The sequence below is a fragment of the Variovorax sp. GW531-E2 genome (assembly GCF_059423125.1).
The window spans coordinates 142,888-167,494 of sequence record NZ_JBWKXQ010000004.1 but is presented as its reverse complement, the minus strand read 5'-3'; the positions used below and the strand labels follow the sequence as shown (position 1 = coordinate 167,494).

Annotated in this window: 27 protein-coding genes; 13 read left to right on the top strand and 14 right to left on the bottom strand. The window is 69.6% G+C overall.

All coding sequences use genetic code 11. The annotated features are described in order from the left end of the window. Positions 1–28: 28 nt before the first annotated feature. The 4 genes from AC07XP_RS04860 to AC07XP_RS04845 form a co-directional block, all read right to left on the bottom strand. On the bottom strand, positions 29–1,009 hold the full coding sequence (locus AC07XP_RS04860; protein WP_492686647.1) for an ABC transporter permease: 981 nt from the start codon (positions 1,007–1,009) through the stop codon (positions 29–31). After that, entirely contained in the window at positions 1,006–2,523 is a 1,518-nt protein-coding gene (locus tag AC07XP_RS04855) for a sugar ABC transporter ATP-binding protein (protein ID WP_495263997.1), read from the bottom strand. The genes AC07XP_RS04860 and AC07XP_RS04855 overlap by 4 nt, the downstream gene beginning before the upstream one ends. Positions 2,524–2,572: 49 nt before the next feature. After that, positions 2,573–3,493 carry an ABC transporter substrate-binding protein gene (locus tag AC07XP_RS04850; RefSeq protein ID WP_493195487.1) on the bottom strand — a complete coding sequence of 307 codons (921 nt, stop codon included), beginning with the start codon at positions 3,491–3,493 and terminating at the stop codon, positions 2,573–2,575. A 119-nt stretch (positions 3,494–3,612) separates the two neighbouring features. Beyond that, complete coding sequence (locus AC07XP_RS04845) at positions 3,613–4,506, bottom strand: helix-turn-helix domain-containing protein (RefSeq protein WP_062476111.1); 894 nt, start codon at positions 4,504–4,506, stop codon at positions 3,613–3,615. A gap of 307 nt (positions 4,507–4,813) precedes the next feature. Here AC07XP_RS04845 and AC07XP_RS04840 point away from each other — a divergent pair, with 307 nt between their 5' ends. Continuing rightward, on the top strand, positions 4,814–6,052 hold the full coding sequence (locus AC07XP_RS04840; RefSeq protein ID WP_492731545.1) for a CaiB/BaiF CoA transferase family protein: 1,239 nt from the start codon (positions 4,814–4,816) through the stop codon (positions 6,050–6,052). Positions 6,053–6,065: 13 nt separating this feature from the next. Here AC07XP_RS04840 and AC07XP_RS04835 read toward each other — a convergent pair whose 3' ends face one another. The 6 genes from AC07XP_RS04835 to AC07XP_RS04810 form a co-directional block, all read right to left on the bottom strand. After that, positions 6,066–6,323: an acyl-CoA-binding protein gene (locus AC07XP_RS04835; RefSeq protein WP_070063442.1), complete on the bottom strand. Its 258-nt coding sequence runs from the start codon at positions 6,321–6,323 to the stop codon at positions 6,066–6,068. A gap of 81 nt (positions 6,324–6,404) precedes the next feature. Next, positions 6,405–7,253, bottom strand: a complete 849-nt coding sequence (locus AC07XP_RS04830) for a tetratricopeptide repeat protein (RefSeq protein ID WP_307589798.1) — start codon at positions 7,251–7,253, stop codon at positions 6,405–6,407. A gap of 7 nt (positions 7,254–7,260) precedes the next feature. Beyond that, positions 7,261–7,968: a TetR/AcrR family transcriptional regulator gene (locus AC07XP_RS04825; RefSeq protein WP_070063441.1), complete on the bottom strand. Its 708-nt coding sequence runs from the start codon at positions 7,966–7,968 to the stop codon at positions 7,261–7,263. A gap of 126 nt (positions 7,969–8,094) precedes the next feature. Beyond that, positions 8,095–8,583, bottom strand: coding sequence for a phasin family protein (locus tag AC07XP_RS04820; protein WP_495263977.1), 489 nt, complete (start codon positions 8,581–8,583; stop codon positions 8,095–8,097). A gap of 88 nt (positions 8,584–8,671) precedes the next feature. After that, entirely contained in the window at positions 8,672–9,121 is a 450-nt protein-coding gene (locus AC07XP_RS04815; protein ID WP_062476095.1) for an acyl-CoA thioesterase, read from the bottom strand. 85 nt (positions 9,122–9,206) lie between these two features. Then, complete coding sequence (locus tag AC07XP_RS04810) at positions 9,207–10,103, bottom strand: LysR family transcriptional regulator (RefSeq protein WP_062476092.1); 897 nt, start codon at positions 10,101–10,103, stop codon at positions 9,207–9,209. Positions 10,104–10,234: 131 nt separating this feature from the next. On the opposite strand from AC07XP_RS04810, the gene gtdA reads away from it, so the two are divergent. From gtdA to AC07XP_RS04750, 12 genes are all read left to right on the top strand, one after another. After that, a complete protein-coding gene (gene gtdA / locus AC07XP_RS04805; protein WP_495263976.1) occupies positions 10,235–11,317 on the top strand; it encodes a gentisate 1,2-dioxygenase in 1,083 nt (360 codons plus the stop codon). A gap of 70 nt (positions 11,318–11,387) precedes the next feature. After that, a complete protein-coding gene (locus tag AC07XP_RS04800; RefSeq protein WP_495263975.1) occupies positions 11,388–12,092 on the top strand; it encodes a fumarylacetoacetate hydrolase family protein in 705 nt (234 codons plus the stop codon). 16 nt (positions 12,093–12,108) lie between these two features. After that, positions 12,109–13,323 (top strand): 3-hydroxybenzoate 6-monooxygenase, encoded by a 1,215-nt coding sequence (locus AC07XP_RS04795; RefSeq protein WP_495263974.1) that lies wholly within the window; start codon positions 12,109–12,111, stop codon positions 13,321–13,323. A gap of 55 nt (positions 13,324–13,378) precedes the next feature. Next, positions 13,379–14,359 carry a Bug family tripartite tricarboxylate transporter substrate binding protein gene (locus AC07XP_RS04790; RefSeq protein ID WP_495263973.1) on the top strand — a complete coding sequence of 327 codons (981 nt, stop codon included), beginning with the start codon at positions 13,379–13,381 and terminating at the stop codon, positions 14,357–14,359. 85 nt (positions 14,360–14,444) lie between these two features. Beyond that, a complete protein-coding gene (locus AC07XP_RS04785) occupies positions 14,445–15,422 on the top strand; it encodes a Bug family tripartite tricarboxylate transporter substrate binding protein (RefSeq protein WP_495263972.1) in 978 nt (325 codons plus the stop codon). After that, positions 15,422–16,783 (top strand): FAD-dependent oxidoreductase, encoded by a 1,362-nt coding sequence (locus AC07XP_RS04780; protein WP_062476078.1) that lies wholly within the window; start codon positions 15,422–15,424, stop codon positions 16,781–16,783. The genes AC07XP_RS04785 and AC07XP_RS04780 overlap by 1 nt, the downstream gene beginning before the upstream one ends. 54 nt (positions 16,784–16,837) lie before the next feature. Then, the gene (locus AC07XP_RS04775) at positions 16,838–17,533 is read left to right on the top strand and encodes a hypothetical protein (RefSeq protein ID WP_495263971.1); all 696 of its coding nucleotides are present in this window, start codon (positions 16,838–16,840) and stop codon (positions 17,531–17,533) included. 95 nt (positions 17,534–17,628) lie between these two features. Next, positions 17,629–18,543: an acyl-CoA thioesterase gene (locus tag AC07XP_RS04770; protein ID WP_062476073.1), complete on the top strand. Its 915-nt coding sequence runs from the start codon at positions 17,629–17,631 to the stop codon at positions 18,541–18,543. A 43-nt stretch (positions 18,544–18,586) separates the two neighbouring features. Then, complete coding sequence (locus AC07XP_RS04765; protein WP_492733455.1) at positions 18,587–19,195, top strand: glutathione S-transferase; 609 nt, start codon at positions 18,587–18,589, stop codon at positions 19,193–19,195. A gap of 3 nt (positions 19,196–19,198) precedes the next feature. Beyond that, positions 19,199–19,837: an SMI1/KNR4 family protein gene (locus AC07XP_RS04760; RefSeq protein WP_307696885.1), complete on the top strand. Its 639-nt coding sequence runs from the start codon at positions 19,199–19,201 to the stop codon at positions 19,835–19,837. 33 nt (positions 19,838–19,870) lie between these two features. After that, entirely contained in the window at positions 19,871–20,575 is a 705-nt protein-coding gene (locus AC07XP_RS04755) for an SDR family oxidoreductase (protein WP_495263970.1), read from the top strand. Between the two features lie 17 nt (positions 20,576–20,592). Continuing rightward, positions 20,593–21,201 (top strand): methyltransferase, encoded by a 609-nt coding sequence (locus AC07XP_RS04750; protein ID WP_495263969.1) that lies wholly within the window; start codon positions 20,593–20,595, stop codon positions 21,199–21,201. 22 nt (positions 21,202–21,223) lie between these two features. Here the strand turns inward: AC07XP_RS04750 and AC07XP_RS04745 are convergent, their stop codons facing one another. From AC07XP_RS04745 to AC07XP_RS04730, 4 genes are read right to left on the bottom strand one after another with little or no spacing between them, the layout of a single operon-like run. Continuing rightward, positions 21,224–21,952: an ABC transporter ATP-binding protein gene (locus AC07XP_RS04745; RefSeq protein WP_062476058.1), complete on the bottom strand. Its 729-nt coding sequence runs from the start codon at positions 21,950–21,952 to the stop codon at positions 21,224–21,226. After that, complete coding sequence (locus AC07XP_RS04740; protein ID WP_159273561.1) at positions 21,949–22,704, bottom strand: ABC transporter ATP-binding protein; 756 nt, start codon at positions 22,702–22,704, stop codon at positions 21,949–21,951. The genes AC07XP_RS04745 and AC07XP_RS04740 overlap by 4 nt, the downstream gene beginning before the upstream one ends. Continuing rightward, positions 22,701–23,690 (bottom strand): branched-chain amino acid ABC transporter permease, encoded by a 990-nt coding sequence (locus AC07XP_RS04735; protein ID WP_492733465.1) that lies wholly within the window; start codon positions 23,688–23,690, stop codon positions 22,701–22,703. Before AC07XP_RS04735 ends, AC07XP_RS04740 begins: the two co-directional genes overlap by 4 nt. Continuing rightward, positions 23,687–24,607 (bottom strand): branched-chain amino acid ABC transporter permease, encoded by a 921-nt coding sequence (locus tag AC07XP_RS04730; RefSeq protein WP_062476050.1) that lies wholly within the window; start codon positions 24,605–24,607, stop codon positions 23,687–23,689. The genes AC07XP_RS04735 and AC07XP_RS04730 overlap by 4 nt, the downstream gene beginning before the upstream one ends.

Genomic DNA, 24,607 nt, shown 5'->3' with positions numbered 1-24,607 from the left:
GGGGTGCGAAGAAGCGAAGGAGAAGAGGTCAGCGACGGGCTTCGCGGCTGATGAAGATGGCGAGCAGCACGATGCCGCCCTTGATGATCAGTTGCAGATACGGCGACACGCCGATCATGTTGAGACCGTTGTTCAGCACCGCCAGCAGCAGCGCGCCGACCAGCGTGCCCACGATGGCGCCGCGGCCGCCCGCGATGGACGTGCCGCCCATCACCACCGCCGCGATGGCGTCGAGCTCGAAGCCCACGCCCACGCCGGGCTGGCCGCTGGTGACGCGCGCGGCCTGCACGATGCCCGCGATGGCGGCCGTGAGGCCGCTGAGCACATACACCAGCAGCTTGTAGCGCGACACGCGCACGCCCGACAGCCGCGTGGCTTCCTCGTTGCCGCCGATGGCGTACACGTAGCGGCCGAAGGGCGCCATGTTGAGCAGCACGTAGGCCACGAGGTAGGTGGCCAGCATGATGAGGATCGGCACCTTCAGGCCCGCGAGCGTGCCGCTGCCCAGGAAGGCGAACGACTCGGGCAGCCCGTCGATCGGGTAGCCGCCGGTGTAGATCAGGGCGATGCCGCGCGCGATGCCCATGGTGGCCAGCGTCACGATGATCGGCGGCATGCGCAGGTAGGCCACGCAGTAGCCGTTGAACAGGCCGATCACCGCACCCACGCCGAGCCCGAGCGGCACGGCGAGCACGGGCGGCAGGCCGAAGTGCACCATCAGCCCCGAGGCCAGCGTGCCCGACAGCGCCACCACCGCGCCCACCGACAGGTCGATGCCGCCCGTGAGGATCGCGGCCGTCATGCCCACCGCGATGATCGCGTTGATGGACGACTGCAGCGCGATGTTCTGCAGGTTGCTCACCGAGAGAAAGTTGTCGGTCGCCACGATCATGAAGACCGAGATGGCGATGAGCCCGACCAGCGGCAGGAAGGCCGTCGAGCGGCGCAGCTGCGTGAAGAACCCGCCTGCAGGAACGGGCGGCGTGGGATGGGTGGCGGTGGCAGTCATGGGGGGCTCCCGGAGGAAGAGGGAAGGGAGGGAGCGGACGACGTCGCGTGGCGCATGATTTCGCCCGCGTTGATCGCGTCGCCCGTGAGCGTCGCCACGATGGCGCCGCCCGAGAACACCGCGACGCGGTCGCACAGGCCGACGATCTCGGGCAGCTCGCTGGAGATCATCAGGATCGACTTGCCCTGGCGCGTGAGTTCGCGCATCAGCTGGTAGATCTCGGCCTTGGCGCCCACGTCGATGCCGCGCGTGGGCTCGTCGAAGATCAGCACCTCGCAGTCGTGGCCGAGCCAGCGCGCGATCACCACCTTCTGCTGGTTGCCGCCCGACAGCGTGGCCACGCGGGTGTCGATGCCCGGCGCCTTCACGCCCACGCGGCGCGAGAGCTCGTCGGCCGCGCGCTTTTCAGACGCCGTGTCGACCACGCCTGCGCGGCGGTGCCGCCCGAGGTTGTTCAGCGAGATGTTGAAGCGGATCGTGAAGTCGGTGATCAGCCCTTCCACCTTGCGGCTTTCGGGCAGCAGTCCGATGCCGTGCGCGAGCGCCTGCGTCGGGTCGTCCAGGCGCACGGGTTGGCCGTTGCGCAGCACCGTCTTGCGGTGCGCGCGGTCGGCGCCCATCATGCCCAGTGCGAGTTCGGTGCGGCCCGAGCCCACCAGCCCCGCGAAGCCGAGGATCTCGCCCGCGTGCAGGTCGAAGCGGTTGACCGGGCCGTCCTTCACGAGCTGGATCTCGGGCACCTCGAGCACCTTGCGGCCGTTCGGTGCGGGCTGCGGCTTGGGCGGAAAGCTCTGTTCGATGCGCCGGCCCACCATCATCTCGACCAGCGCGTCGACGGTCGTGGCGGCCACGTCGACATGCCCGGCGTTGGCGCCGTCGCGCAGCACGCTGATGCGATCGCACACCTCGAAGATCTCATCGAGGTGGTGCGAGATGAAGATCATCGCCACGCCCTTGGCGCGCAGCGCGCGCATCACCTTGAACAGGTGCTCGGCCTCGTTGGGCGTGAGCGTGGCGGTGGGTTCGTCGAGCACCAGCAGCCGTGCCTTCAGCGACAGCGCCTTGCCGATCTCGACGAACTGCTGCTGGGCCACCGAGAGCTGGCAGATCGGCACGCCGAGGTCGATCTGCACGCCCAGCTCGTCGAACACCGCGCGGGCTTCGCGCTGCATCGCCGCCTGGTCCATGAGGCCGAACCGGTTCGTGCGGTAGCGGCCCAGGAAGATGTTCTCCACCGCGTTCAGGTACGGCACCAGGCTGAACTCCTGGAAGATGATGCCGATGCCCGCCGCGATGGCGTCGCCGTAGCCGGCGAAGTGGCACTCGGTGCCGTCGATGACGATGCGGCCCTCGTCGGCCTGGTGGATGCCGCCGAGGATCTTCATCAGCGTCGACTTGCCCGCGCCGTTCTCGCCGAGCAGCGCGTGCACCTCGCCCTGGCGCACCGAGAGGTCGATGTTCGACAGGGCCTTCACGCCCGGGAAGCGCTTGGACACGCCTTCCAGCCGCAGCATCTCCCGGGGTGGTTCGTACGTGACGGTCACGGGCGGCGCGTCCGGCAACTTACCAGCTGAAGGTCTTGGCGCCTTCGGCGTCGATGAGCTTCACGTCGACCGGCACGGCCGCGGGCACGTTGGCGCCCCACTTCTTGGCCAGCGCGATGCCGATGGCCAGGCGGATCTGGTCGCGCGGGTACTGCGCGGTGGTGGCGATGAACTTCGAGCCCGCCTTCTGCATCGCCTTGATGGCCTCGGGTGCGCCGTCCACGCTGGTGAGCTTCACGTCCTTGCCGCTGGCTTCGATGGCGGAGAGGGCGCCCATCGAGCCGCCGTCGTTCACGCTGAACACGCCCTTGAGGTTCTTGTTGGCCTGCAGGATGTTCTCGGTCACGGTGAGCGCGGTGGCGCGCTCCTGCTTGCCGTTCTGCGTGCTCACGACCTTGATGCCGGGGTACTTGGCCAGCGCTTCGCGGCAGCCCTTCACGCGCTCCAGGATCGGCACGACCGGGATGCCGTCGAGGATGGCCACGTCGCCCTTCTCGCCGATGTTCTTCGCGAGGTACTCGCAGGCCAGGCGGCCGGCGTCGAGGTTCTTGGAGCCGACGAACGAATCGACCGGGCCTTGCGCGTTGGCATCGACCGCCACCACGATCACGCCGGCCTTCTTGGCCGAGCGCACCGCCGACTGCACGCCGGCCGAGTCGGTCGGGTTCAGCAGCAGGATGTCGATCTTCTTCTGGATCATGTCTTCCACGTCACCGATCTGCTTGGCCACGTCATGGCGCGCATCGGTGGTGACCACGGTGGCGCCGATGCTGGCGGCGGCTTCTTCCAGGGCCTGCTTCATCGTCACGAAGTAGGGGTTGTTCAGTTCCTGGAAGGTCATGCCGATGCGCAGCGGCTGCTTGGGCGCCTGGGCCAGTGCGGCGGTGGTGCCGCAGGCCAGGGCGGCGACGAGGGCGGTGGCTTTGAGAAGGCTCTTCATTGGGTTGTCTCCTTGAGGTTGGTTGTGTGACGGTCTGCAAAAAACGCGGGCAAAGGGGCGCCCTGCGCGGCGCGAAGTGCGCCGCGCCAGGAACGACGCGGGGAACACGGGGGGGCGCGCTACGGCGGGCTGTTGGCGGCGCGCGATGCAGCGAGCTGCATGCGATGGAAATGGCGGAACTTGGTTGGCGGCATGCGCTTGTGCAGCAGGAACTGCCGGTTGAAGTTCGACACGTTGTTGAAGCCCACGTCCATGCAGACGTCGAGCACGGGCTTGTCGCTGTTGGCGAGCAGTTCGCAGGCGCGGCCGATGCGCAGCCGGTTCACGTAGCGCACGAACGACTGCCCCGTGTGCTTGCGAAACGACCGCGAGAACGCGCTCGGGCTCTGGCCCACCAGCTCGGCCAGCATCGGCTCGCGCAGCTCGTCGCCCAGGTTGGCGGCGATGTGGGCCAGCACGTTGTTGATCGCGTGCGACATGAAGGCCTTGGGGTCGGGCGTGAACGCGGGGCTGGCCAGCCGCTGGCGGTCGTCGCTGGCCACCAGCAGCTCGAACAGCGACAGCAGCAGCACCACGCGGCGCAGCCCGCGCGCCTCGAGCAGCGCTTCCATGATCGGCTTGGCGGCGGCGGCGGTGGCGGCCGAGAAGAGCAGGCCCGAGGCCGACTCGGCCAGCAGCGGCTCGATGCGGCGGAACTCGGGGAAGGTGGCCGCCATGTTGCGCACCAGTGCGGCGGGGAACTGGATCACGATGCCGCGGCGCTCGACGCTCTGGCCGGCGGGCACGTCGCTGATCCAGTTGTGCGGCAGGTCGGGGCCCATGAACACGAGGTTGCCCGGCTCGAAGTGGCCGACGTGGTCGCCCACGAAGTACACGCCCTGGGTCTCGACGATCAGCTGGATCTCGTACTCGGGGTGGAAGTGCCAGCGCACCGTGCGATACGGATAGCCGTGCGCCCAGGCGGTGAACGATTCGTCACCTTGGACTTCGACGATTTCCAGATCGGGTTGCATGGCCGGCGGTCTTTCCTCTGTGGTTGTGGCCCCGGGGTGGGGTGAGGCGGACTGTACGAATCGCTCCGGATGCCAACAACCAGCGTTGGGGTGCGCAACTGATACTTTTTTGAGTCGCGGTCCTGCCCGGTGGCGAGGGGTACGGCGGCTCGCTGCGCTGCAGCAAACCCCTTTCTCCTCGGGGCGTGGCGCGTGCGGGAGTGCAATTGCTGCAGTGCAAAAGAGCCGCGTCGCGCCGTGTCAAGATTTCATAGGTGTTTTCCCGGCCTGACCCGGTACTCCGGGCGGCACGGCACACTCGGAAACCATGACGCAAAGCTCTCTTTCCCCTCCGGCCGCGGGCCCGCTGGCCGGCCTCAAGGTCGTCGAACTCGGGCAACTGATCGCCGGCCCCTTCGCAGCGCGCACGCTGGCCGACTTCGGCGCCGACGTGGTCAAGATCGAGCCGCCCGGCGCAGGCGATCCGCTGCGCACCTGGCGGCTGCTGAAGGACGGCACCTCCGTCTGGTGGCAGGTGCAGTCGCGCAACAAGCGCTCGCTGGCGCTGGACTTGCGCCAGCCCGAGGCGCAGGCCATCGTGCGCCAGCTCGCGGCCGAGGCCGACGTGCTGGTCGAGAACTTCCGCCCCGGCGCGATGGAAGGTTGGGGCCTCGGGCCCGACGAGCTGCTGGCAGCCAACCCCGCGCTCGTGATGCTGCGCATCAGCGGCTACGGCCAGACCGGCCCCTACCGCGACCGCCCCGGCTTCGGCGTGGTGGCCGAGGCCATGGGCGGGCTGCGTCACCTCACGGGCGAACCGGGCCGCGTGCCGGTACGCGTGGGCGTGTCGATCGGCGACACGCTGGCCTCACTGCATGGCGTGATCGGCGTGCTGATGGCCATGCAGCATCGCCACGCCACCGTGAGCGCCGAATTTCCGAAGGGGCGGGGCCAGGTGGTCGACGTCGCGCTGTACGAGGCGGTCTTCAACTGCATGGAAAGCCTGCTGCCCGAGTACGCCGAATTCGGCGCGGTGCGCGAGGCCGCCGGCAGCGCGCTGCCGGGCATTGCGCCCACCAACGCCTACCGCTGCGCGGACGGCGGCTACGCCATCGTCGCGGGCAACGGCGACAGCATCTTCAAGCGGCTCATGGCCTGCATCGGCCGGCCGGACCTTGCGGCCGACCCGGCGCTGGCCGGCAACACGGGGCGCGTGGCGCAGGTCGGGATGCTCGACGCCGCCATCGGCGACTGGGCCGCGCAGCGCACGGTGACCGAGGTGCTGGCCGCGCTCGATGCGGCGCACGTGCCGGCCGGGCGCATCTACACCATCGCCGACATCGCGGCCGACCCGCACTACGCCGCGCGCGGCATGCTGCAGGAGGTGAAGATGCCCGACGGCAGCGCGCTCGCGGTGCCCGGCTTCGTGCCCAAGCTGTCGCTCACGCCGGCCGGCCACCGGCGCAATGCGCCGGCGCTGGGGGCGGACACGCAGGCGGTGCTGGAGGAGATCGGGTTGAGCGCCGGGCAGATCGCCGCGTTGCAGGAACGCGGGATCGTCGGTTGATCGACGCGGCCGGTCAGGCGCGCAGGGATTCGATCAGGTCGATGTACTTCTGCTTGGCCTCGTCGGCCGTGGCGCCCTTCTGGGCGGTCCACGCGTCCCACTTGGCGCGCGCGACGATGTCGCTGAAGCTGGGCTTCTTGGCGGTGTTGTCGCCTTCGGTCGCCTGCTTGAACAGGGCGTAGATCTTCAGCAGCGTCGGGTTGTCGGGGCGCTCGGCCAGCAGCTTGGAGTTGGCCTGGGCGGCTTCGAATTGGGCGTTGAGGTCGGACATGGCGGTCGGGAAGAAGGTCAGAAACCGCGCATCTTAAATGGATTGGTACCAAGTGGTACCAATCGTGAGCGTTCAGGCCCTTCAGTCCGTCAGGCCTGCGCGCGCCAGTTCCACGTCCAGCCGCTCCCGCGCATCCGCCGGCGTCAGCGCCGCCGCCTTCTCGTACAGCCCGTTCGCCTCGCCGAGGCGCGACTCGCCGTGCAGCATCAGCAGCGCACGCGCGTACTCCATCATCCCGGCCGCCGACTGCGGGTGCAGCGTCAGCCCGCGCTCGAACAGCTCGATCGAGGTTTCGGCGCGCACGCCATACGTCATGCGCCCGACCAGCGCGCCGACCTTGTCGATCACCTCGGCGTGGAAGGCGGCCAGCGCGAGGTGCGCGTCGCCGTGTTCCGGCTGCAGTTCGATCACGTGCTCCAGCGCGCCCTTGAGCTTGGTGCCCAGGCCCTGCGCCAGGGCGCGCGCCACGCTGATGCCCTGGCTGTAGCGGCCCAGCGCGTAGGCCTGCCAGTACAGCGCCTGGCAGTTGTCGGGTTCGGCCGCGACCTGCGCGCCGGCGCGTTCGATCACCTGGCGGAACATGGCGAGCCGCACGGCCTCGCGCGGCTCCAGGTAGTTGGCGTAGATGGCGGTCGCCTGGTTGGCGAGCGCCAGGCCGTCGGGGCCGTGCCGCAGGCCGAGGGCGGCGGCGCGTTCGAACTCGCCGCTGTGGTACAGCGCCCAGCCTTCAGCCAGCGGCGCGTCGGGCGCGGGCGGCGGCAGCGCGTGGCCGGCGTGCAGGCGCTGCCAGTGGGCGAGCAGGCTGCGCGCGTCGTAGCGGGGCACGTCGGGGTAGGGAAGGGGCGTCCAGGGTTCGGTGCCGGCGGTGGCCGTGGCCGCGGCAGGGCCGGCGGACAGCAGCGAGAGCGGTTTGAAATCGGAGTGGGGCATGGATGTTCTAGGCCGCCATATCGACAGTCGGTGGCACGGGGCTGGGGTTGCTGGCGGCGCTTTCGCCGTTGTAGGCATTGCTCAGCGCCAGCAGGTGGCGGCGCTGGTCGCGTGCGAGGTAGGGCGCGAGCAGATGCAGCGTGTGGTGGCCGCCGCGCATCAGCGCGCCCTGCGCGTGCGCGGGCTCCAGCGCCTGGCGCGGGTTGCGCACGTACTCGTAGCTGAGCCAGTAGGTCAGCACGACGACCATGCTCTGGGCCAGCGTGTCGACCTCGTGCGCGTCGATGTCCAGGTGGCCGGCGCGGCTCAGGCCGGCGATCAGCTGGCGGATGGCGCGCGCCTTGTTCTTGAGCACGAGTTGGAACTGGGTCTCCAGGTGCCGGTTCTTGCTCAGCAGGTCGTTGAGGTCGCGGTACAGGAAGCGGTAGCGCCAGATCAGCTCGAACAGGCTGTGCATGAAGAACCAGGCGTCCTCCACGTCGTGCACGCCTTCGCTGGCGTGCAGCAGCTCGTTGAGCTCGGCTTCGTAGCCTTCGTAGAGCTTGTTGATCAGCTCTTCCTTGGCGGGGTAGTGGTAGTAGAGATTGCCGGGGCTGATGTTCAGCTCGCCGGCCACCAGCGTGGTCGACACGTTCGGTTCCCCGAAGCGGTTGAACAAATCCAATGCGGCTTCGAGGATGCGTTGCGCAGTGCGGCGTGGCGCCTTCTTTGCCATGTCGGTGCCCCCGTGGTTTCTCTTGGTCTTGGGGGCACTCTAGCGCATGTGCGCTGCACCATGAACGGTGCGGGACATGTTTTGCGGCGCTGAATTTTTGTGCAGTGCCGCAATTACAGAACGATGTCAGCCGGCCTTGGTGCGGCGCAGGGTCTTCTTGGCGGCGGGGGCCGGCGCGGCCTTGCGCGCGGCGGACTTGCGGGGCGCCGTGGCGGCGGCCTTGGCGTCGCGCTGCTTGAGCTGGGCTTCGAGCGCCTCGACGCGCGCCTGCAATGCAGCCACGTCGGCGGCCGAGGGCACACCGAGCTTTTCGAGCGCGCGTGCCACGCGGTCTTCGAAGATGTTCTCGAGCTTGCCCCACTGACCGGCGGCCTTGGTGCCGAACTCGCTGGCGAAGCCGGCCATGCGCTGCTGGGCCTGGGCCAGGGTTTCCTCGGCGGCCTGCTGGGTCTTCTTCTGCATGCCGGCGCCGTCCTTGACCAGCGCCTCGAAGGCCTTGCTGCCTTCCTGCTGCATCTTGGCGAAGGCGCCGAGGCCGGCCAGCCAGATCTGCTGGGCCGAGTCCTTGATGCGGTCGGTCTTGTCGTTGCTGTCGTCGTCTCGGGAGGTGGCCATGCGGTGTGTTCCTTGGGATGCAATCACACGACTCTAGCCGCCCGGGCGCGCCGTGGTTAGGGCGCGCCGCCTATCCCCGCGCCCGTGATCAGGGCGTGCCGCCGGCGGCGCGGCTGGCGTCCAGGTGCGCCTTGGCGCGCTCGGCCAGCGCCATTTCGCCGGGGGTGCCGGGCACGAAGGCTTCCACCGGCAGCGGCCGGCCGTGCGAGTCGACCGAGACGAAAACGATCAGGCATTCGGTGGTCTTTTCCATCACGCCGCCCTTCATGTCGCCGCTGCGCACCTCGACCGAGATGTTCATGCTGGTCTTGCCGGTGTAGGCCAGGCGGGCCTCGACCTCGACGAGGTCGCCGATCATGATCGGCCGGTGAAAGCGGATGCTGCCGATGAAGGCGGTGACGCAGTAGCGCTTGGCCCAGCTGGTGGCGCAGGCGTAGCCGGCCTCGTCGATCCACTTCATGACCGTGCCGCCGTGGACCTTGCCGCCGAAGTTGACGGTGCTGGGTTCGGCCAGGAATCGGAGGGTGATGGAAGACATGGGGCGCCTTTTTTCTGTGGGCTGTGGGTGGGGAGCCGCGATTATGCGAGCGCCCGGGCGCCCTTTGGCGTCTGCCCGCCGCCGTTCAGCTGCCGCTGAACAGCTGGGCCAGCGTGCGGCGCAGCCAGGCGTTGCCCGGGTCGGCATGAAAGCGCTCGTGCCAGTGCTGCTTGACCGCATAGGCCGGCAGCGTGAAGGGCGGCGCCAGCACCTTCACCGGCTCCTGCGTGGCCAGCACGTTGCCCAGGATGCGCGGCACCACCACGATCAGCTCGGTGTGGGCCACGATGCGCGCCACGCTCAAAAAGCTCGACAGCCGCACCACCACGTTGCGCTTGAGGCCCAGGCGCGCGATGGTGGTGTCGACGATGGCGTGCCCCGTGCCCGAGCTGGACACCACCGCGTGCGCTTCTTCCTCGAAGCGCTTGCGCGTGAGCTTGGCACCGATGCGCGGATGGTTCTGCGCCGCCAGGCAGACGAAGTTCTGCATGAACAGCACCTGCTGGTAGAAGCCCGCGTCCAGCTGCGGCATGAAGCCCACGGCCAGATCGACGTCGCCATCCTGCAGCCGGCGGCCGCTGTGGGTGGAGATGATCTCGGTCTCGATGTGCACGCCCGGCGCCGCATGGCGCAGGTGGTCGAGCAGGCCGGGCAGCAGCACCACCTCGCTGATGTCGGTCATGCAGATGCGAAAGCGCCGCTGCGCGCGCGCCGGCTCGAAGCTGCTGCGGTTGCCCTGCGCCTGCGCCAGCTGCGCCAGCGCCTCGCGCAGGTTCGGGTAGATGCGTTCGGCGTGGGGCGTGGGCTGCATGCCCTGCGCGGTGCGGGTGAACAGGCGGTCGTCGAAGTGCGCGCGCAGCTTGTTCAGCGCCGTGCTGGCCGCCGCCTGCGCCATGCCCAGGCGCTCGGCCGCCTTGGTGACGTTGCCGGTCTTGTAGACCTCGTCGAACACGGCGAGCCATTCGAGATCGAGCTTGGACATGGGATGAGGCGGGACGGAGCCCTGAAGGCGAAAGGCACCATTATCGAAATTTCGAATTCCGTGTATTGGCACGCGGTCTTGAGGAAATAGTGGTGCAGGTCAACAATGCCGCCAACGGAGACACCGACCCCATGAACCCCGCTTCTTCCCATGCCGCCAGCGCACCGGCCAACGCCGCCGAGCGCCGCGACTACTACGCCCGCATCCGCCCGCTGAACCTCTCGCCGCTGTGGGAGTCGCTGCACGCGCTGGTGCCGCGCGAGCCCGCGAGCCCGTGCGTGCCCGCGCTGTGGCGCTACGACGAGATCCGCCCGCTGCTCATGGAGTCGGCCGACCTCATCACCGCCGAAGAGGCCGTGCGCCGCGTGCTGGTGCTCGAGAACCCCGCGCTGCCCGGCAACGCGTCGATCACGCAGTCGATCTACGCCGGCCTGCAGCTCATCATGCCGGGCGAGGTGGCACCGTCGCACCGCCATGTGCAGTCGGCGCTGCGCTTCATCGTGGACGGCAAGGGCGCCTACACCACCGTGGGCGGCGAGCGCACGACGATGCACCCCGGCGACTTCATCATCACGCCCTCGTGGGCCTGGCACGACCATGGCAACGAAGGCATCGAAGGCGTGACCGAGCCGGTGATCTGGCTCGACGGGCTCGACATTCCCATGCTGCGCTTCTTCGACGCCGGCTTCGCCGAGAACGACGACGCCAAGGTGCAGCACGTGGCGCGCCCCGAAGGCCACAGCCTGACGCGCTTCGGCCACAACATGGTGCCGGTGCGGCACGACCACACCTCGGCCACCTCGCCGATCTTCAACTACCCCTACCTGCGCAGCCGCGAGGCGCTGGCCCAATTGCAGAAGCAGGAGGCGCCCGATGCCTGGCTCGGCCACAAGCTGCGCTACATCAACCCGCTGACGGGCGGCTCGCCGATGCCGACCATCTCGACCCAGCTGCAGCTGCTGCCCCAGGGCTTCGCCGGCCAGGCGCACCGCGCCACCGACGGCACCGTCTACAGCGTGGTTGAAGGCCACGGCACGGCCGAGATTGCCGGCCAGCGTTTCGACTTCGGCCCGCGCGACACCTTCGTCGTGCCCTCGTGGGCGCCGCTGCGCCTGTCGTCGCCGAACGAAGACACCGTGCTCTTCAGTTTTTCCGACCGCCCCGTGCAGCAGGCCATGGGCATCCTGCGCGAAGCCTTTCTCGAAGACGCCTGAAAGCGCGGCGACCTTCTTTCCTTCCTTTTCTTGTTTGTCTGATGTGCCGTCCCACGCGGCAGGAGCTTCCATGTCCTTCGTCTTCACGCCCCCTTCCATCGTCGGCCTGCCCATCATCGGCTCCGACCGGCAGTTCCCCGTGCGCCGCGTCTACTGCGTCGGCCGCAACTACGCGGCGCATGCGCGCGAGATGGGCTTCGACCCCGACCGCGAACCGCCGTTCTTCTTCTGCAAGCCGAACGACGACGCCTCGGTCGTGCCCGTGGCCGAAGGCGCCACCGGCGCCGTGCCATACCCCTCGCTCACGAGCAACTACCACTACGAAGCCGAGCTGGTGGTCGCCATCGGCAAGGGTGGCAAGGACATCCCGGTCGACCAGGCCGCCAGCCACATCCACAGCTACGCCGTGGGCCTGGACATGACGCGCCGCGACCTGCAGATGAAGATGCGCGAAGCCGGCCGCCCCTGGGAGATCGGCAAGGCCTTCGACTTCTCGGCCCCCATCGCGCCGCTGCGCTCGCTGGCCGACGTGGGCGAGATCAACGCCGGCGCCATCACGCTCGAAGTGGACGGCCAGGTGCGCCAGAACAGCGACATCACGCACCTGATCTGGTCGGTGAACGAAGTCATCGCCAACCTCTCGACCTTGTTCGCACTGCAGCCCGGCGACCTGATCTTCACGGGCACGCCCGAAGGCGTGGGCGCGGTGAAACCGGGCCAGACGATCAAGGTCAGCATCGAGCGCCTGCCGTCCCTGACTGTTCGCATCGACTGAGCGCCCCGGCCCGCGCATGACCCTCTCGAAGCAACCTCCTTCCGTGCTGCTCGTCGGCGGCGGCATCGGCGGCATGGCCGCCGCGCTGGCGCTCGCACGCCTGGGCGTGGCCATCGACCTGCTCGAACAGAGCGCTGTCATCGGCGAGATCGGCGCCGGCCTGCAGCTCGGCCCCAACGCCTTCGCGGCGCTTGACGCGCTGGGCGTGGGCGAGGCCGTGCGTCGCAGCTCGGTGTTCACCGACCGGCTCGTGATGATGGACGCGGTCGATTGCAGCGAAGTGGCCTCGGTGCCCGTCGGCGAGGCCTTCCGCGCGCGCTTCGGCAATCCGTATGCCGTGAGCCACCGGGCCGACCTGCACGGCGCGATCCACGAGGCCGTGAAGCAGCATCCGCTGATCCGCTTCCACACCTCGGCGCAGGTCGAGGCGATCGACATCGGCGCGCACGGCGTCACGGCCGTCACGCGCGACGGCCGCCGTTTCCAGGCCGACGCCATCGTCGGCTGCGACGGCGTGAAGTCGGTGGTGCGCGCCACGCTCATCGGCGACGCGCCGCGCGTGTCGGGCCACGTGGTCTACCGCGCCGTGGTGCCCGCGGCCGACATGCCCGCCGACCTGCAATGGAACGCGCCCGTGGTCTGGGCCGGCCCGAACTGCCACCTGGTGCACTACCCGCTGCGCCACGGCGAGCAGTACAACCTGGTCGTCACCTTCCACAGCCGCGATGCCGAAGAATGGGGCGTCACCGACGGCAGCAAAGAAGAGGTGCTGTCGTACTTCGAAGGCGTGCACGCGCGCCCGCGCCAGCTGCTCGACCGCCCGACCTCGTGGCGCCGCTGGAGCACCGCCGACCGCGACCCGGTCGAGCGCTGGAGCGTCGGCCCGGCCACGCTGCTGGGCGACGCGGCGCATCCCATGATGCAGTACCTCGCGCAGGGCGCCTGCATGGCGCTCGAAGACGCCGTGACGCTCGGCGAGGCCGTGAAGGCCTGCGACTTCGACATGGCCGCCGCCTTCCAGCGCTACGAGCAGGCCCGCATCGCACGCTGCGCGCGCGTCGTGCTGTCGGTGCGCGAGATGGGGCGCCTGTACCACGCCCAGGGCGTGGAGCGCCTGGTGCGCAACAGCCTGTGGACCGGGCGCACGCCCGAACGTTTCTACGATGCGGTCGAATGGCTTTATGCCTGGCGACCCGAGCACTGTCTGGGCGATGCGCCCATGCCGCGCTGACACGCGTTTTTCTACGATATCCCACCAACGAGGCCGAAGGCCCAGGAGACAACCCATGAACTTTCCGCGCGCATTGCTGACGACCGCCGTCCTGGCCCTGACCGCCGCTTCCGGCGCCTGGGCGCAGGGCAGCGACTACCCGAGCAAGCCGGTGACGCTGATCACCCCGTTCGCGGCCGGCAGCGGCCCCGACGCGGTGCTGCGGCTCGTGTCCGACAAGCTCTCGCGGCTGTGGAACCAGCGCGTGGTGGTCGACAACCGGCCCGGCGGCGGCGGCTTCATCGCCATCGACCAGGCGCGCCGCGCCGCGCCCGACGGCTACACCTTGCTGCAGCTGGACAGCGAGCACATCGCCGCGCTGCCGCACCTGTACAAGTCGCGCAACTTCGTGACCTTGCAGCACTTCGACCCGGTCGCCTCGCTGTTCCGCACGCCCTTCTTCGTGGCCGTGGGCACCGAGTCGAAGTGGAAGACCATGGGCGACCTGGTCGCCGCCGCCAAGGCCAACCCCGAAGGCGTGGTCTACGGCTCGTGGGGCGTCGGCAGCCCGGGCCACCTGGGCGCGCAGCAGCTCGAGGCGCTCACGGGCATCCGCATGCGGCACGCGCCGTACCGTGAGGTGTCGCAGCTGTATTCCAACGTGGGCACCGGCGAGGTGCCGTGGGCCTTCGCGAGCATCCCGTCGAGCCAGGGCATCTACAAGGCCGGCAAGCTGCGCTACATCGCCGTGGCCGCGCCCAAGCGCATCCCGCAGATGCCCGACGTGCCCACCATGGCCGAGGCCGGCGGCCCGGCTTCGCTGGAGGTCAACTCCTTCGTGTCGCTGCTGGCGCCCAAGGGCGTGTCGGCCGCCGTGAAGGCCAAGATCAACGCCGACGTGGCCAAGGTCATCGCCGATCCGGACATCCGCGCCCGCTTCGACACCTTCGCCTTCGAGCCGCTGGCCTGGTCGCCCGAGGAGATCGAGCGCAATGCCGAGGCCAAGTCGAAGGTGTACGGGGAGCTGGTGCGCCGGGGCAACATCAGCCTCGACTGACGAGGGTGCGCCTTGCCCAGGGCTCGGCGCGCCAGTTAAGCTGGCTCTCTTTGCATTTTTGTTTACCTTTTAACTGTCTTTTTCCATGCAAGCCACCAAGAGAGCCCTCCTGATCGCCTGCGGCCTGGCCGCCACCGCGGCGCTGCCGCTGTCCGCCAGCGCCGACACCCCCGCGTGGCCGACCAAGCCGATCCGCCTGCTGGTGGGTTTCCCGGGCGGCTCCACGCCCGACATCGCGGCGCGCACCATCGCCGAGCCGCTGTCCCGCGCGCTGGGCCAGCCGGTCGTGGTGGACAACAAGGCCGGCGCCTCGGGCAACATCGCGGCCGACCAGGTGGCCAAGGCCACCGACGACCACACGCTGGGCATCGTCATCAACGGCAACCTCACGTCGTCGAAGATGCTGTACCCCAAGCTGCCGTACGACCCGGCGAAGGACTTCACGTACCTGTCGCTCATCGCCACCGCGCCCCTGGTGCTCGTGGCGCAGAACAGCCTGCCCTCGGGCACCGCGTTCTTCGACGCCGCGCGCCAGGCCGGCGACAAGTGGAACTACGGCTCGGTGGGCGTGGGCTCGGTCGGCCACCTGGGCATGGAACTTCTCAAGAGCCGCGTGAACGGCTTCAAGCCCGAGCACGTGCCCTACCAGGGCAACCCGCAGGTCGTCACCGGCATGTTGGGCGACCAGGTGCAGATGGGCCTGATCCCGCCGGGCGTGGCCATGCCGCAGATCCGCGCCGGCAAGCTCAAGGCCGTGGGCCTCACGGGCGGGCGCAGCGCGCTGGTGCCCGAGATCGCCCCGCTGGCCGACGCCGGCGTGAAGGACTTCAGCCTCGAGGTGTGGGTGGCGCTGCTCGGCCCGGCCAGCCTGTCGAAGACCGCGCAGGCACGCATCAGCCGCGAGATCGAGATCGTCATGAAAGACCCCGACGTGCGCCGCAAGCTCTTCGAGCAAGGCTGGCAGGCCGTGGGCACCTCGCCCGACGGCATGCGCACGCGCGTGAAGGAAGAGGCGGCGATCATGAGCAAGATCATTTCGACCCGCGGCATCAAGCTCCAGTGATGGCGACGACGCAGCAACAACACACCCTGACCGAACCGGCACGCGCGCTGCCGGTGTTCGGCGACTTTGACGTGGTCGTGGTCGGCGGCGGCCCCGCCGGCATTGCCGCCGCCGTGAGCGCCGCGCGCCACGGCGCGCGCACGCTGCTGGTGGAGCGCTACGGTTTTCTCGGCGGCATGGGCACCGCGGGCGGCGTGACCAACTTCGCGGGCCTGTACGGCAAGCGCCGCGGCGAGATGACGCAGCTGGTGCGCGGCGTGGTCGACGACCTCATCGACCGCATCGCCGGCTTCAACGGCATGAACGCGCCGCAGAACGGCATGGGCGGGCGCATCTGCGTGCGCTCGTACGACACCTCGGCCTACAAGCTGGCCGCTGACCAGCTGCTCGAAGCGGCCGGTGTGCAGATGCTGTTCCACGCGTATGCCGCGGCGGTGCTGCACGATGGCGCGCGCATCGCCGCGCTGGTGGTCGAAACGAAATCGGGCCGCCAGGCGATCCGCGCCAACGCCTTCATCGACGCCAGCGGCGACGCCGACGTGGCGGCCTTCGCGGGCGTGCCCTTCGAAGTGGGCGACGGCCACGGCAGCGGGCTGTTCCCGACCACCATGTTCCGCATCGGTCAGGTCGACGCACCGGCCGCGCTGGAGGCGGTGGGCGAGTTCTCGGCCATCAACGGCTTCATGGCGCGCGCCGAGCAGCAGCACCCGGGCAAGTACAGCTTTCCGCGCGAAGGCGCGATCCTGCGGCCCAACAAGGACCCGCGCGAATGGCGTGCCAACGTCACGCAGATCCGCAACGCCGAAGGCCGCGCGATGAACGGCGTCGATGCGCGCGAGCTCAGCGACGGCGAGCTCGAAGGCCGGCGCCAGATCGCTGCGTACTTCAAGTTCCTGCAGGCCGAGGTGCCGGGCTTCGCGCCGTCGGCCATCGTGGAGATCGCGCCGCAGGTCGGCATCCGCGAGACGCGGCGCATCCAGGGCCTGTACGCGCTGGGCCGCGAGGACATCCTCGGCTCGGCCACCTTCGACGACACCATCGGCCTGAACGCCTGGCCGATGGAAATGCACGCCGACGGCCGCATCGAGTGGGCCTTCCCGCGCGACGAAGCCAACGCCTACAACCACCTGCCGTGGCGCATGCTGGTGCCGCAGACGCTCGACAACCTGCTGGTGGCCGGGCGCTGCGCCTCGATGACGCACGAAGGCCAGTCGGCCGCGCGCGCCAGCGGCGGCTGCTTCGTCATGGGGCAGGCGGCGGGCACCGCGGCGGCCTCGCTGGGCAGCGGGCGCTTCGCGGCGATCGACGTGGCGGCGCTGCAGAAAAAGCTGCTGGCCGACGGCGTCGACCTGGACCGTTGAGGGCTGCGCGGCGCTAGAGTCCGGGGCTGGATGAACTCGAACCCCGGACACACCGTGCCTCTTTCTTCTTCGCTGTCGACCCCCGCGCGTCGATTCTTCCTGGCGCTGGCCTGCGCCGCCTTCGGCCTGCTGCAGGTGGGCTGCGCCAGCACCCCCGAGGGCGACCCCGTCCACGGCAAGGACCGCGTGCTGAGCTTCGTCGCGGCCAAGGACGGCCGCAAGGTCGCCATCGCCGGCGACAAGTACCACTACGTGTTCGACGGCGACCCGTCCGTGGCCGCGCTGCTGCGCTGGGACGGCCGCACCAAGGTCACGCCCGCGCTCATCGGCGAACTGAAGGTGGCTCGCAACCAGAGCTTCGAAGGCCAGTACGTGCTGATGGCCTTCGACGCCGACCTGACCCCCGAAGACCGCAACTTCCTCGTCCAGACCGGCTTCGCGAAGGCCGAGGTGAAGTACGGCGACCGCACCGGGCCGGTGCTGCGCTACTTCGGCACGGTCTACGGCAAGCGCTACGCGGCGGTGGCGCTGAAGTCGGCCGACACGGTCGATTTCTCGCGGCGCCAGTACCTGAAGTACGTCGAGCAGGAAACGCTCAGCGGTCCGTTCACCCAGGCCGCGCGTTCGCCGCTGACGTACGGCGCCGACGGCGCGATGCTGCTGGGCGGCGTGCCGGTGCGCATGGTGGACGGCGGCACCGACCACGGCTGCAGCCTGCGCCTGATGCTGGACATCTGCTTCTTCAAGTAGGCCCGCCGGGCGCCGCTGACCGGGCCGCGACAGCGCGCGGGCCCGGCCTTTGCTATCGTCGTGGATTGCTTTTCTGCGCCGAATCCCTTCCCCCGATGACCCCTGAACCCGTCCTTGCCGCCCGCCTCGTTGCCGACCTCGTCGCCCTCATGCAGCTCGAACCGCTGGGCGGCGACCGTTTCCTGGCCCAGAGCGAGGACATCGGCACGCCCGCCGTCTTCGGCGGCCAGGTGCTCGGCCAGTCGCTCATGGCCGCCAGCCTCACGGTGGGCGCCGAGCGCCCGGTGCATTCGATGCACGCCTACTTCCTGCTGCCCGGCGAGCACGCGCCCATCGAGTACAGCGTCGACCGCGTGCGCGACGGCCGCAGCTTCACCACGCGCCACGTGGTGGCGCGCCAGCAGGACCGCATCATTTTCGAGATGTCGGCCTCGTTCCAGACCGTGGACGAGGGCGTCGAGCACCAGTTCCCCATGCCCGCGGTCGAAGGCCCCGAGGGCCTGACCAGCGAACTCGACCAGCGCATCGCGCTCGGCGACCGCCTGCCCGAACCCTGGCGCTCCAAGGCGATCCAGCCGCACGGCATCGAGTACCGGCGCGTCGACCCCGAAGACCTGCTGCGGCCCGAGGTGCGCCCCACCGAGAACCAGAGCGCCATCTGGATGCGCGCCATCGCGCCGCTGCCCGACGACCTGACGGTGCACCGCGCGCTGCTGGCCTACGCCTCCGACCACGGCCTGCTGCGCGCCGCGATGCTGCCGCACGGGCTGAGCTTCATGAGCGGCCAGGTGCGCCCTGCCAGCCTGGACCACGCGATGTGGTTCCACCGCGATTTCCGTTTCGACGACTGGCTGCTCTACGTGGTCGACTCGCCCAGCGCGGGCGGCGCGCGCGGCCTGTGCCGCGGCAGCCTCTACACGCGCGACGGCCGCCTCGTGGCCTCGGCGGCGCAGGAGGGCATGCTGCGCATCCGCAAGCCGGGGTCGCCGCGCACGCCGATCACGGGCTGAACGGCCTGCCTCCTTTTTCAACACCTACTCGCTCACTCCGGCCATGAAGATCTTCTTCTCTCCCGCGTCTCCCTTCGTGCGCAAGTGCATGGTCGTGGCCCACGAGCTGGGCGTGGCCGACCGCATCGAGAAGCTGCCCAGCGCGGCCGGCCCGGTGAAGCGCGACGCCCGCATCCTGCCGACCAACCCGCTGGGCCAGGTGCCGACCTTTCTCACCGACGACGGCCAGGCACTGTTCGACAGCCGCGTGATCTGCGAGTACCTCGACACCGCGTACGCCGGCGGTCTGTTCCCGGCCTCCGGGCCCGCGCGCTGGGCGCGCCTGACCGAGCTGTCGCTGGCCGACGGCATGACCGGCGCCGCGCTGCTCGCGCGCTACGAGACCATGCTGCGCCCCGAGGCGCTGCGCTGGAGCGACTGGACCGATGGCCAGCTCGACAAGGTGCGCACCGGCCTCGAATGGCTGGAAGCGGCGGCGCCGTCGTTCGGCGATCGCGTCGACATCGGCACCATCGCCTTCGGCTGCGCGCTGGGCTACATGGACTTCCGCTTTCCCTCGGTGGACTGGCGCGCCCAGGCGCCGAACAGCGCGAAGTGGTTCGCGGCGTTCAACCACCGGCCGTCGATGCAGGCCACGTTGCCGACGGCCTGAGCGATGACGTTCGACGATCTCTCGCGCCGCACCGGCATCGAAATTCCCCCGCTGCTGCAACAGCTCCTCGCCAGCGGGCCGCCTGATCTGGTCGGCTTCCCCGACTTCGAGTGGCTGGACGCCGAGCAGGCGGCCAACGACCTCGATGAGTGGCTCGACGCCAAGTGGCAGGACGGCCGCCGCTTCCTGCCCTTTGCGCAATCGGGCGCGGGCGACGCCTACTGCCTCGTGCCGCTGGATGGCGGCGCCGTGGGCGTGGCCTTCGTGTGGCACGACGATGAGGAAAGCAGCGTCGGCCACGGCTCGTTCGCCGATTTCGTCTGCGCGAAATTCCTGGAAGCCTTTGTCGACCTGAGCTACCTCGGCGACTGGGACCTGTCCGAGCCCGAGATGGCCGAGCGCATCGCGGCCGACGTGGCCACCGTCACGGCTTTCATGGACGACACGGAAACCGCCGCCTACCTGCGGGCGCTGAGCCGGCAGCCGCTGGTGTCGCGGCCTTTCAAGACGGGCCCGCGCGCCAGGCCCGAGCAGGTGCCCTCGCTGATGCCGCAGGCCGAGTTCGACGAAGACCTGAAGCGCTTCACCCTGCAGGACAGCGCGCCTTTCCCCGTGAAAGCGCGCTGGGACATCGAGGGGTAGGCTACGGGGTTTCATCCGAAGGAAGAACCCACCATGTCAGATCAGAAAGTAGCCATCGTCACCGCCGGCGGCAGCGGCATGGGCGCCGCCGCGGCGCGCAAGCTCGCGGACGACGGCTTTCGCGTGGCCATCCTGTCCTCGTCGGGCAAGGGCGAGGCGCTGGCGCAGGAACTCGGCGGCCTCGGCGTCACCGGCTCCAACCAGTCGAACGACGACATCCAGCGCCTCGTGGACCAGGTCATGGCCGAATGGGGCCGCATCGACGTGCTCGTGAACAGCGCCGGACACGGCCCGCGCGCACCGATCCTGGAGATCAGCGACGACGACTGGCACCGCGGCATGGACGTCTACTTCCTGAGCGCCGTGCGCCCCGCGCGCCTCGTGGCGCCGCACATGGTGAAGCAGGGCGGCGGCGCGATCATCAACATCTCGACCTTCGCCGCCTTCGAGCCCGACCCGGTGTTCCCGACCTCGGGCGTGTTCCGCGCCGGCCTCGCGGCCTTCACCAAGCTCTTCGCCGACCAGTACGCCAAGCACAACGTGCGCATGAACAACGTGCTGCCCGGCTTCATCGACAGCCTGCCCGAGAAAGAAGTGTTTCGCGAACGCATCCCGATGGGCCGCTACGGCCGCAGCGCAGAGATCGCCGCCACCATCGGCTTCCTGGCCTCCGAGGGCGCGGGCTACATCACGGGGCAGAACCTGCGCGTGGACGGCGGCATCACGCGCTCGGTCTGAACCCGGCAAAGGCGCCCATGACCGCCCCCACCCCGGTGCGCGAGCACATGGACCGCACCCTTGCGTCCTACGAAGCGTCCGCGCGCGACTACAACGCGATCGTGGCGGGCCACCGGCCGCCCGAGATCGAGGAGGCGGTGCGCCGGATGATGCAGCGCGTGCCCGCCGGCGGCACCGTGCTCGAGATCGGTTCCGGGTCGGGGCAGGACGCCGACTTCGTCGAATCCCTGGGCGGGGTCGTGAAGCGCACCGATGCGGTCCAGGCGTTTCTCGACCTGCAGGCCGAACGCGGCAAGCAGGGCGAGCTGCTCAACGTCGTCACGGATGCGCTGGGCGGGCCCTACGACGCAGTCCTTGCGATGTGCGTGCTGATCCATGTCGATCGCGCGCAGATCGCGCCGGTGCTGCGCAAGGTGTTCGATGCGCTCGCGCCCGGCGGGGTTTTTCTCGCGGCCATGCGCATCGGCGAAGGCGAGACCCTCGGCGACTACCAGACCGTGTACTGGGCGAAAGACGCGTTCGCCGAAGCGCTGGCGACGGCGGGCCTTGACCTGCAATGGGACAGCCAGTGGATCGGCCGCGACGACGTGACGTGGGCCAACTTCCTGGCGTGCCGTCCGCGCTAGCAGCGAACGGACGAGCGCCGGCTCACACGCCCAGGTAGCGCGTCCACAGCGACCGGTCGGCATCGAGCGCGGCCGAGTCGCCCTGCCACACCACGCGTCCGCGTTCGAGGATCACGTGGCGGTCGGCCAGCGGCAGCAGGCGCTGCACGTACTTGTCGACCACGAGGATCGCCTCGCCCTCCGACTTCAGCGTGGCGATGCAGTGCCAGATCTCCTCGCGGATCACCGGGGCCAGGCCCTCGGTGGCTTCGTCGAGGATCAGCAGGCGCGGGTGCGTCGACAGTGCGCGCGCAATGGCCAGCATCTGCTGCTCGCCGCCCGAGAGCTGGTTGCCCGCGTTGGCCTTGCGCTCCGACAGGCGCGGAAAGAGCTTGTACAGCGCCTCCACGGTCCAGCGTGGCGCGCTGCCGGGCCGGGGCCGTGCGAAGGCGCGCAGGTGCTCGTCCACGCTGAGGTTGGGGAACACGTGGCGCCCCTCGGGCACGATGGCCATGCCGCGCCGCGCGATGGCGTCGGGCCGGTGGCCGCCGATGGCCGCGCCGCAGAACTGCACGCCGCCGCGCATCGGCGCGATGGTGCCGGTCAGCACCTTCAGCAGCGTGCTCTTGCCCATGCCGTTGCGGCCCAGCAGCGCCATCACTTCGCCCGCACCGACGCGCACGTCGATGCCGAACAGCACCTGGCTGGCGCCGTAGCCGGCCTCGATGGCGGTGGCCTCGAGCAGGGTGGATGTCGTGGTCGTCGTGCTCATGCGTGTCCTTCCGCTTCGGTGCCGAGGTACACGGCTTGCACATCGGGGTGGCCCCGCACTTCGTCGGCCGTGCCGCTCATCAGCACCTTGCCCTGCACCAGCACCGTGAGCCGGTTGGCGAGGCGGAACACGGCGTCCATGTCGTGCTCGATGAGCAGGATGGCCATCGAGGCGCGCAGCGATTCGATCAGATCGACCATGCGCGCCGACTCGTCGGGGCCCATGCCGGCCATCGGCTCGTCGAGCAGCAGCAGCTTGGGTTCGGCGGCCAGCGCCAGGGCCACGTCGAGCGCGCGCTGCGCGCCGTGCGGCAGCGTGCCCGCGATGCGGTGGCGCTCGCTGCCCAGGCCCACGCGGTCGGCCAGCGCGTGGGCGCGGTCGACCAGGTCGCGTTCGTTCGCACGCGGTGCCAGGAAACGCAGGCTGCTCCCTGCATGGGCCTGCGCCGCGAGCATCAGGTTGTCGTGCACCGTTTCCTTGGCGAACACGCGCGTCACCTGGAAGCAGCGCGACATGCCGGCGGCCACGCGCTGGTGGTCCTTGTAGGCCGTGATGTCCTGCCCGTCGAGCATCAGCCGGCCCGCGTCGGCCTCCAGCAGGCCGGTGATGAGGTTCACCAGCGTGGTCTTGCCCGCGCCATTGGGGCCGATGAGCGCATGCACTTCGCCGCGCTCCACCGTGAGGCTCACGTGGTCGGTCGCCAGCAGGCCGCCGAAGCGCTTGACCAACCCTTCGATTCTGAAAAGGCTCATGGCTTGGCGCTCCCTGCGGCAGTTGCAGCGGAAGCCGCTGCTGCTGCGACCGTGCGGCGTTTCGTCGACAGCGCGGCCAGGCCGCGCGGGGCCCAGAGGGCGACGGCGATCAGCAGCAGGCCCAGCGGCATGTGCCAGTGTTCGGTGTGCTGCTTGAGCGCTTCCTCGAGCACCAGCCAGACCACGGCGCCCACCGGCCCGCCCCAGCTGCGGCCCAGGCCGCCGATGACGACCATCACCACCAGCGTGGCCGACTGCGTCCAGTGCATGGTCGCGGGGCTCACGAAGCCGTTGCCGCCGGCCAGCAGCGCGCCGGCCAGCCCGGCGATCGCGCCCGCGATGGCAAAGGCGACGAGTTGCAGCCGGAACACCGGGTAGCCCAGCGCGCGCATGCGCGTCTCGTTGTCGCGGATGCCCATCAGCGCATGGCCGAAGCGCGCCTGCGTGGCGCGGTGCAGCCACCACAGCGCGAGCGCCACCACCACGAGCACCACCCAGTAGAAGGTCGATTCGTTGCCCAGGTCCAGGCCCGGCAGCAGCGTGGGGCGCGACATCAGCGTGTAGCCGTCGTCGCCGCCGTACTTGCGCAGCGACACGACGACGAAGTACAGCATCTGCGCGAAGGCCAGCGTGGTCATGATGAAGTACACGCCGCGCGTGCGCAGCGCCACCGTGCCGATCAGCGCGGCCACCAGGCCGGCCACCAGCGCGGCCATGGGCCACAGGATCCAGGCCGACATCACGCCGGCGTCGCTGAGCGCCACCACCGTGTAGGCGCCCATGCCGATGAAGCCCGCATGCCCGAGCGCCACCATGCCGCCGAAGCCGAGGATGAAGTTCAGGCTCGCGGCGGCCAGCGCGACGACGAGCACGCGCCGCACGAAGCCGATGTAGAAGTCGAGCCCGAACAGCGGCGCGACCAGCGGAAAGGCCGCGAGCGCCACGAGGAGCAGCCCGAGGCCGAAGGTGCGTGACGAGGGTTTCATGCGCGGGCGGAGAAGAGGCCGGAGGGCCGGAAGATCAGGACGACGACCATCAGCGCGTACATCGCCACTTCGGCGAACAGCGGCCCCAGGTCGGCCGCCGTGGCGGGCGGCAGCGTGGCGCGCAGCAGCATCGGCACGAAGGCGCGGCCGATGGTGTCGACCACGCCGACCAGCAGCGCGGCCACGAAGGCGCCGCGCACCGAGCCGATGCCGCCGATCACCAGCACCACCAGCGCCGGGATCAGGATGGCTTCGCCCATGCCCACCTGCACCGCGACGATCGGGCCCATGAGCGCGCCGGCCAGCGCGGCCAGCGCCGCGCCGAGCAGGAACACGCCGTTGAAGATGCGGCCCACGCGCACGCCCATCAGCTCGGCCATCGGCCGGTCGGACGCGCCTGCGCGCACCCGCATGCCGATGCGCGTGTGGTTCACCAGCACGTACAGCGCCAGCGCCATCAGCAGGCCGCCCGCGAGCACCACGAGGCGGTACGAGGGGTAGGGCAGGCCGTCCATCAGCTCGACCGGGCCCGAGAGCGCGGCCGGCGTGGGCGCCATCACGGGCGAGGGGCCCCAGATCATCTTGACGATGTCGTCGGCCACCAGGATCACGCCGAAGGTGGCGAGCACCTGCGCCAGGTGGTCGCGCTTGTAGAGGCGGCGCATCAGCAGCACCTCGATGAGCAGCGCCACCACCACGGTGACGAGCACCGCCACCACGATGGCGGCGGCGAACGAGCCGGTGCGCGTGTGCGCCTCGGCTGCCACATACGCGCCGGCCATGAACAGCGAGCCGTGCGCCAAGTTCAGCACGTCCATGATGCCGAACACCAGCGTGAGGCCCGCCGCCAGAAGAAAGAGCATCAGGCCGTAGCCGATGCCGTTGAGCAATTGCTCGAGGACGAGGATGCCGCTCAT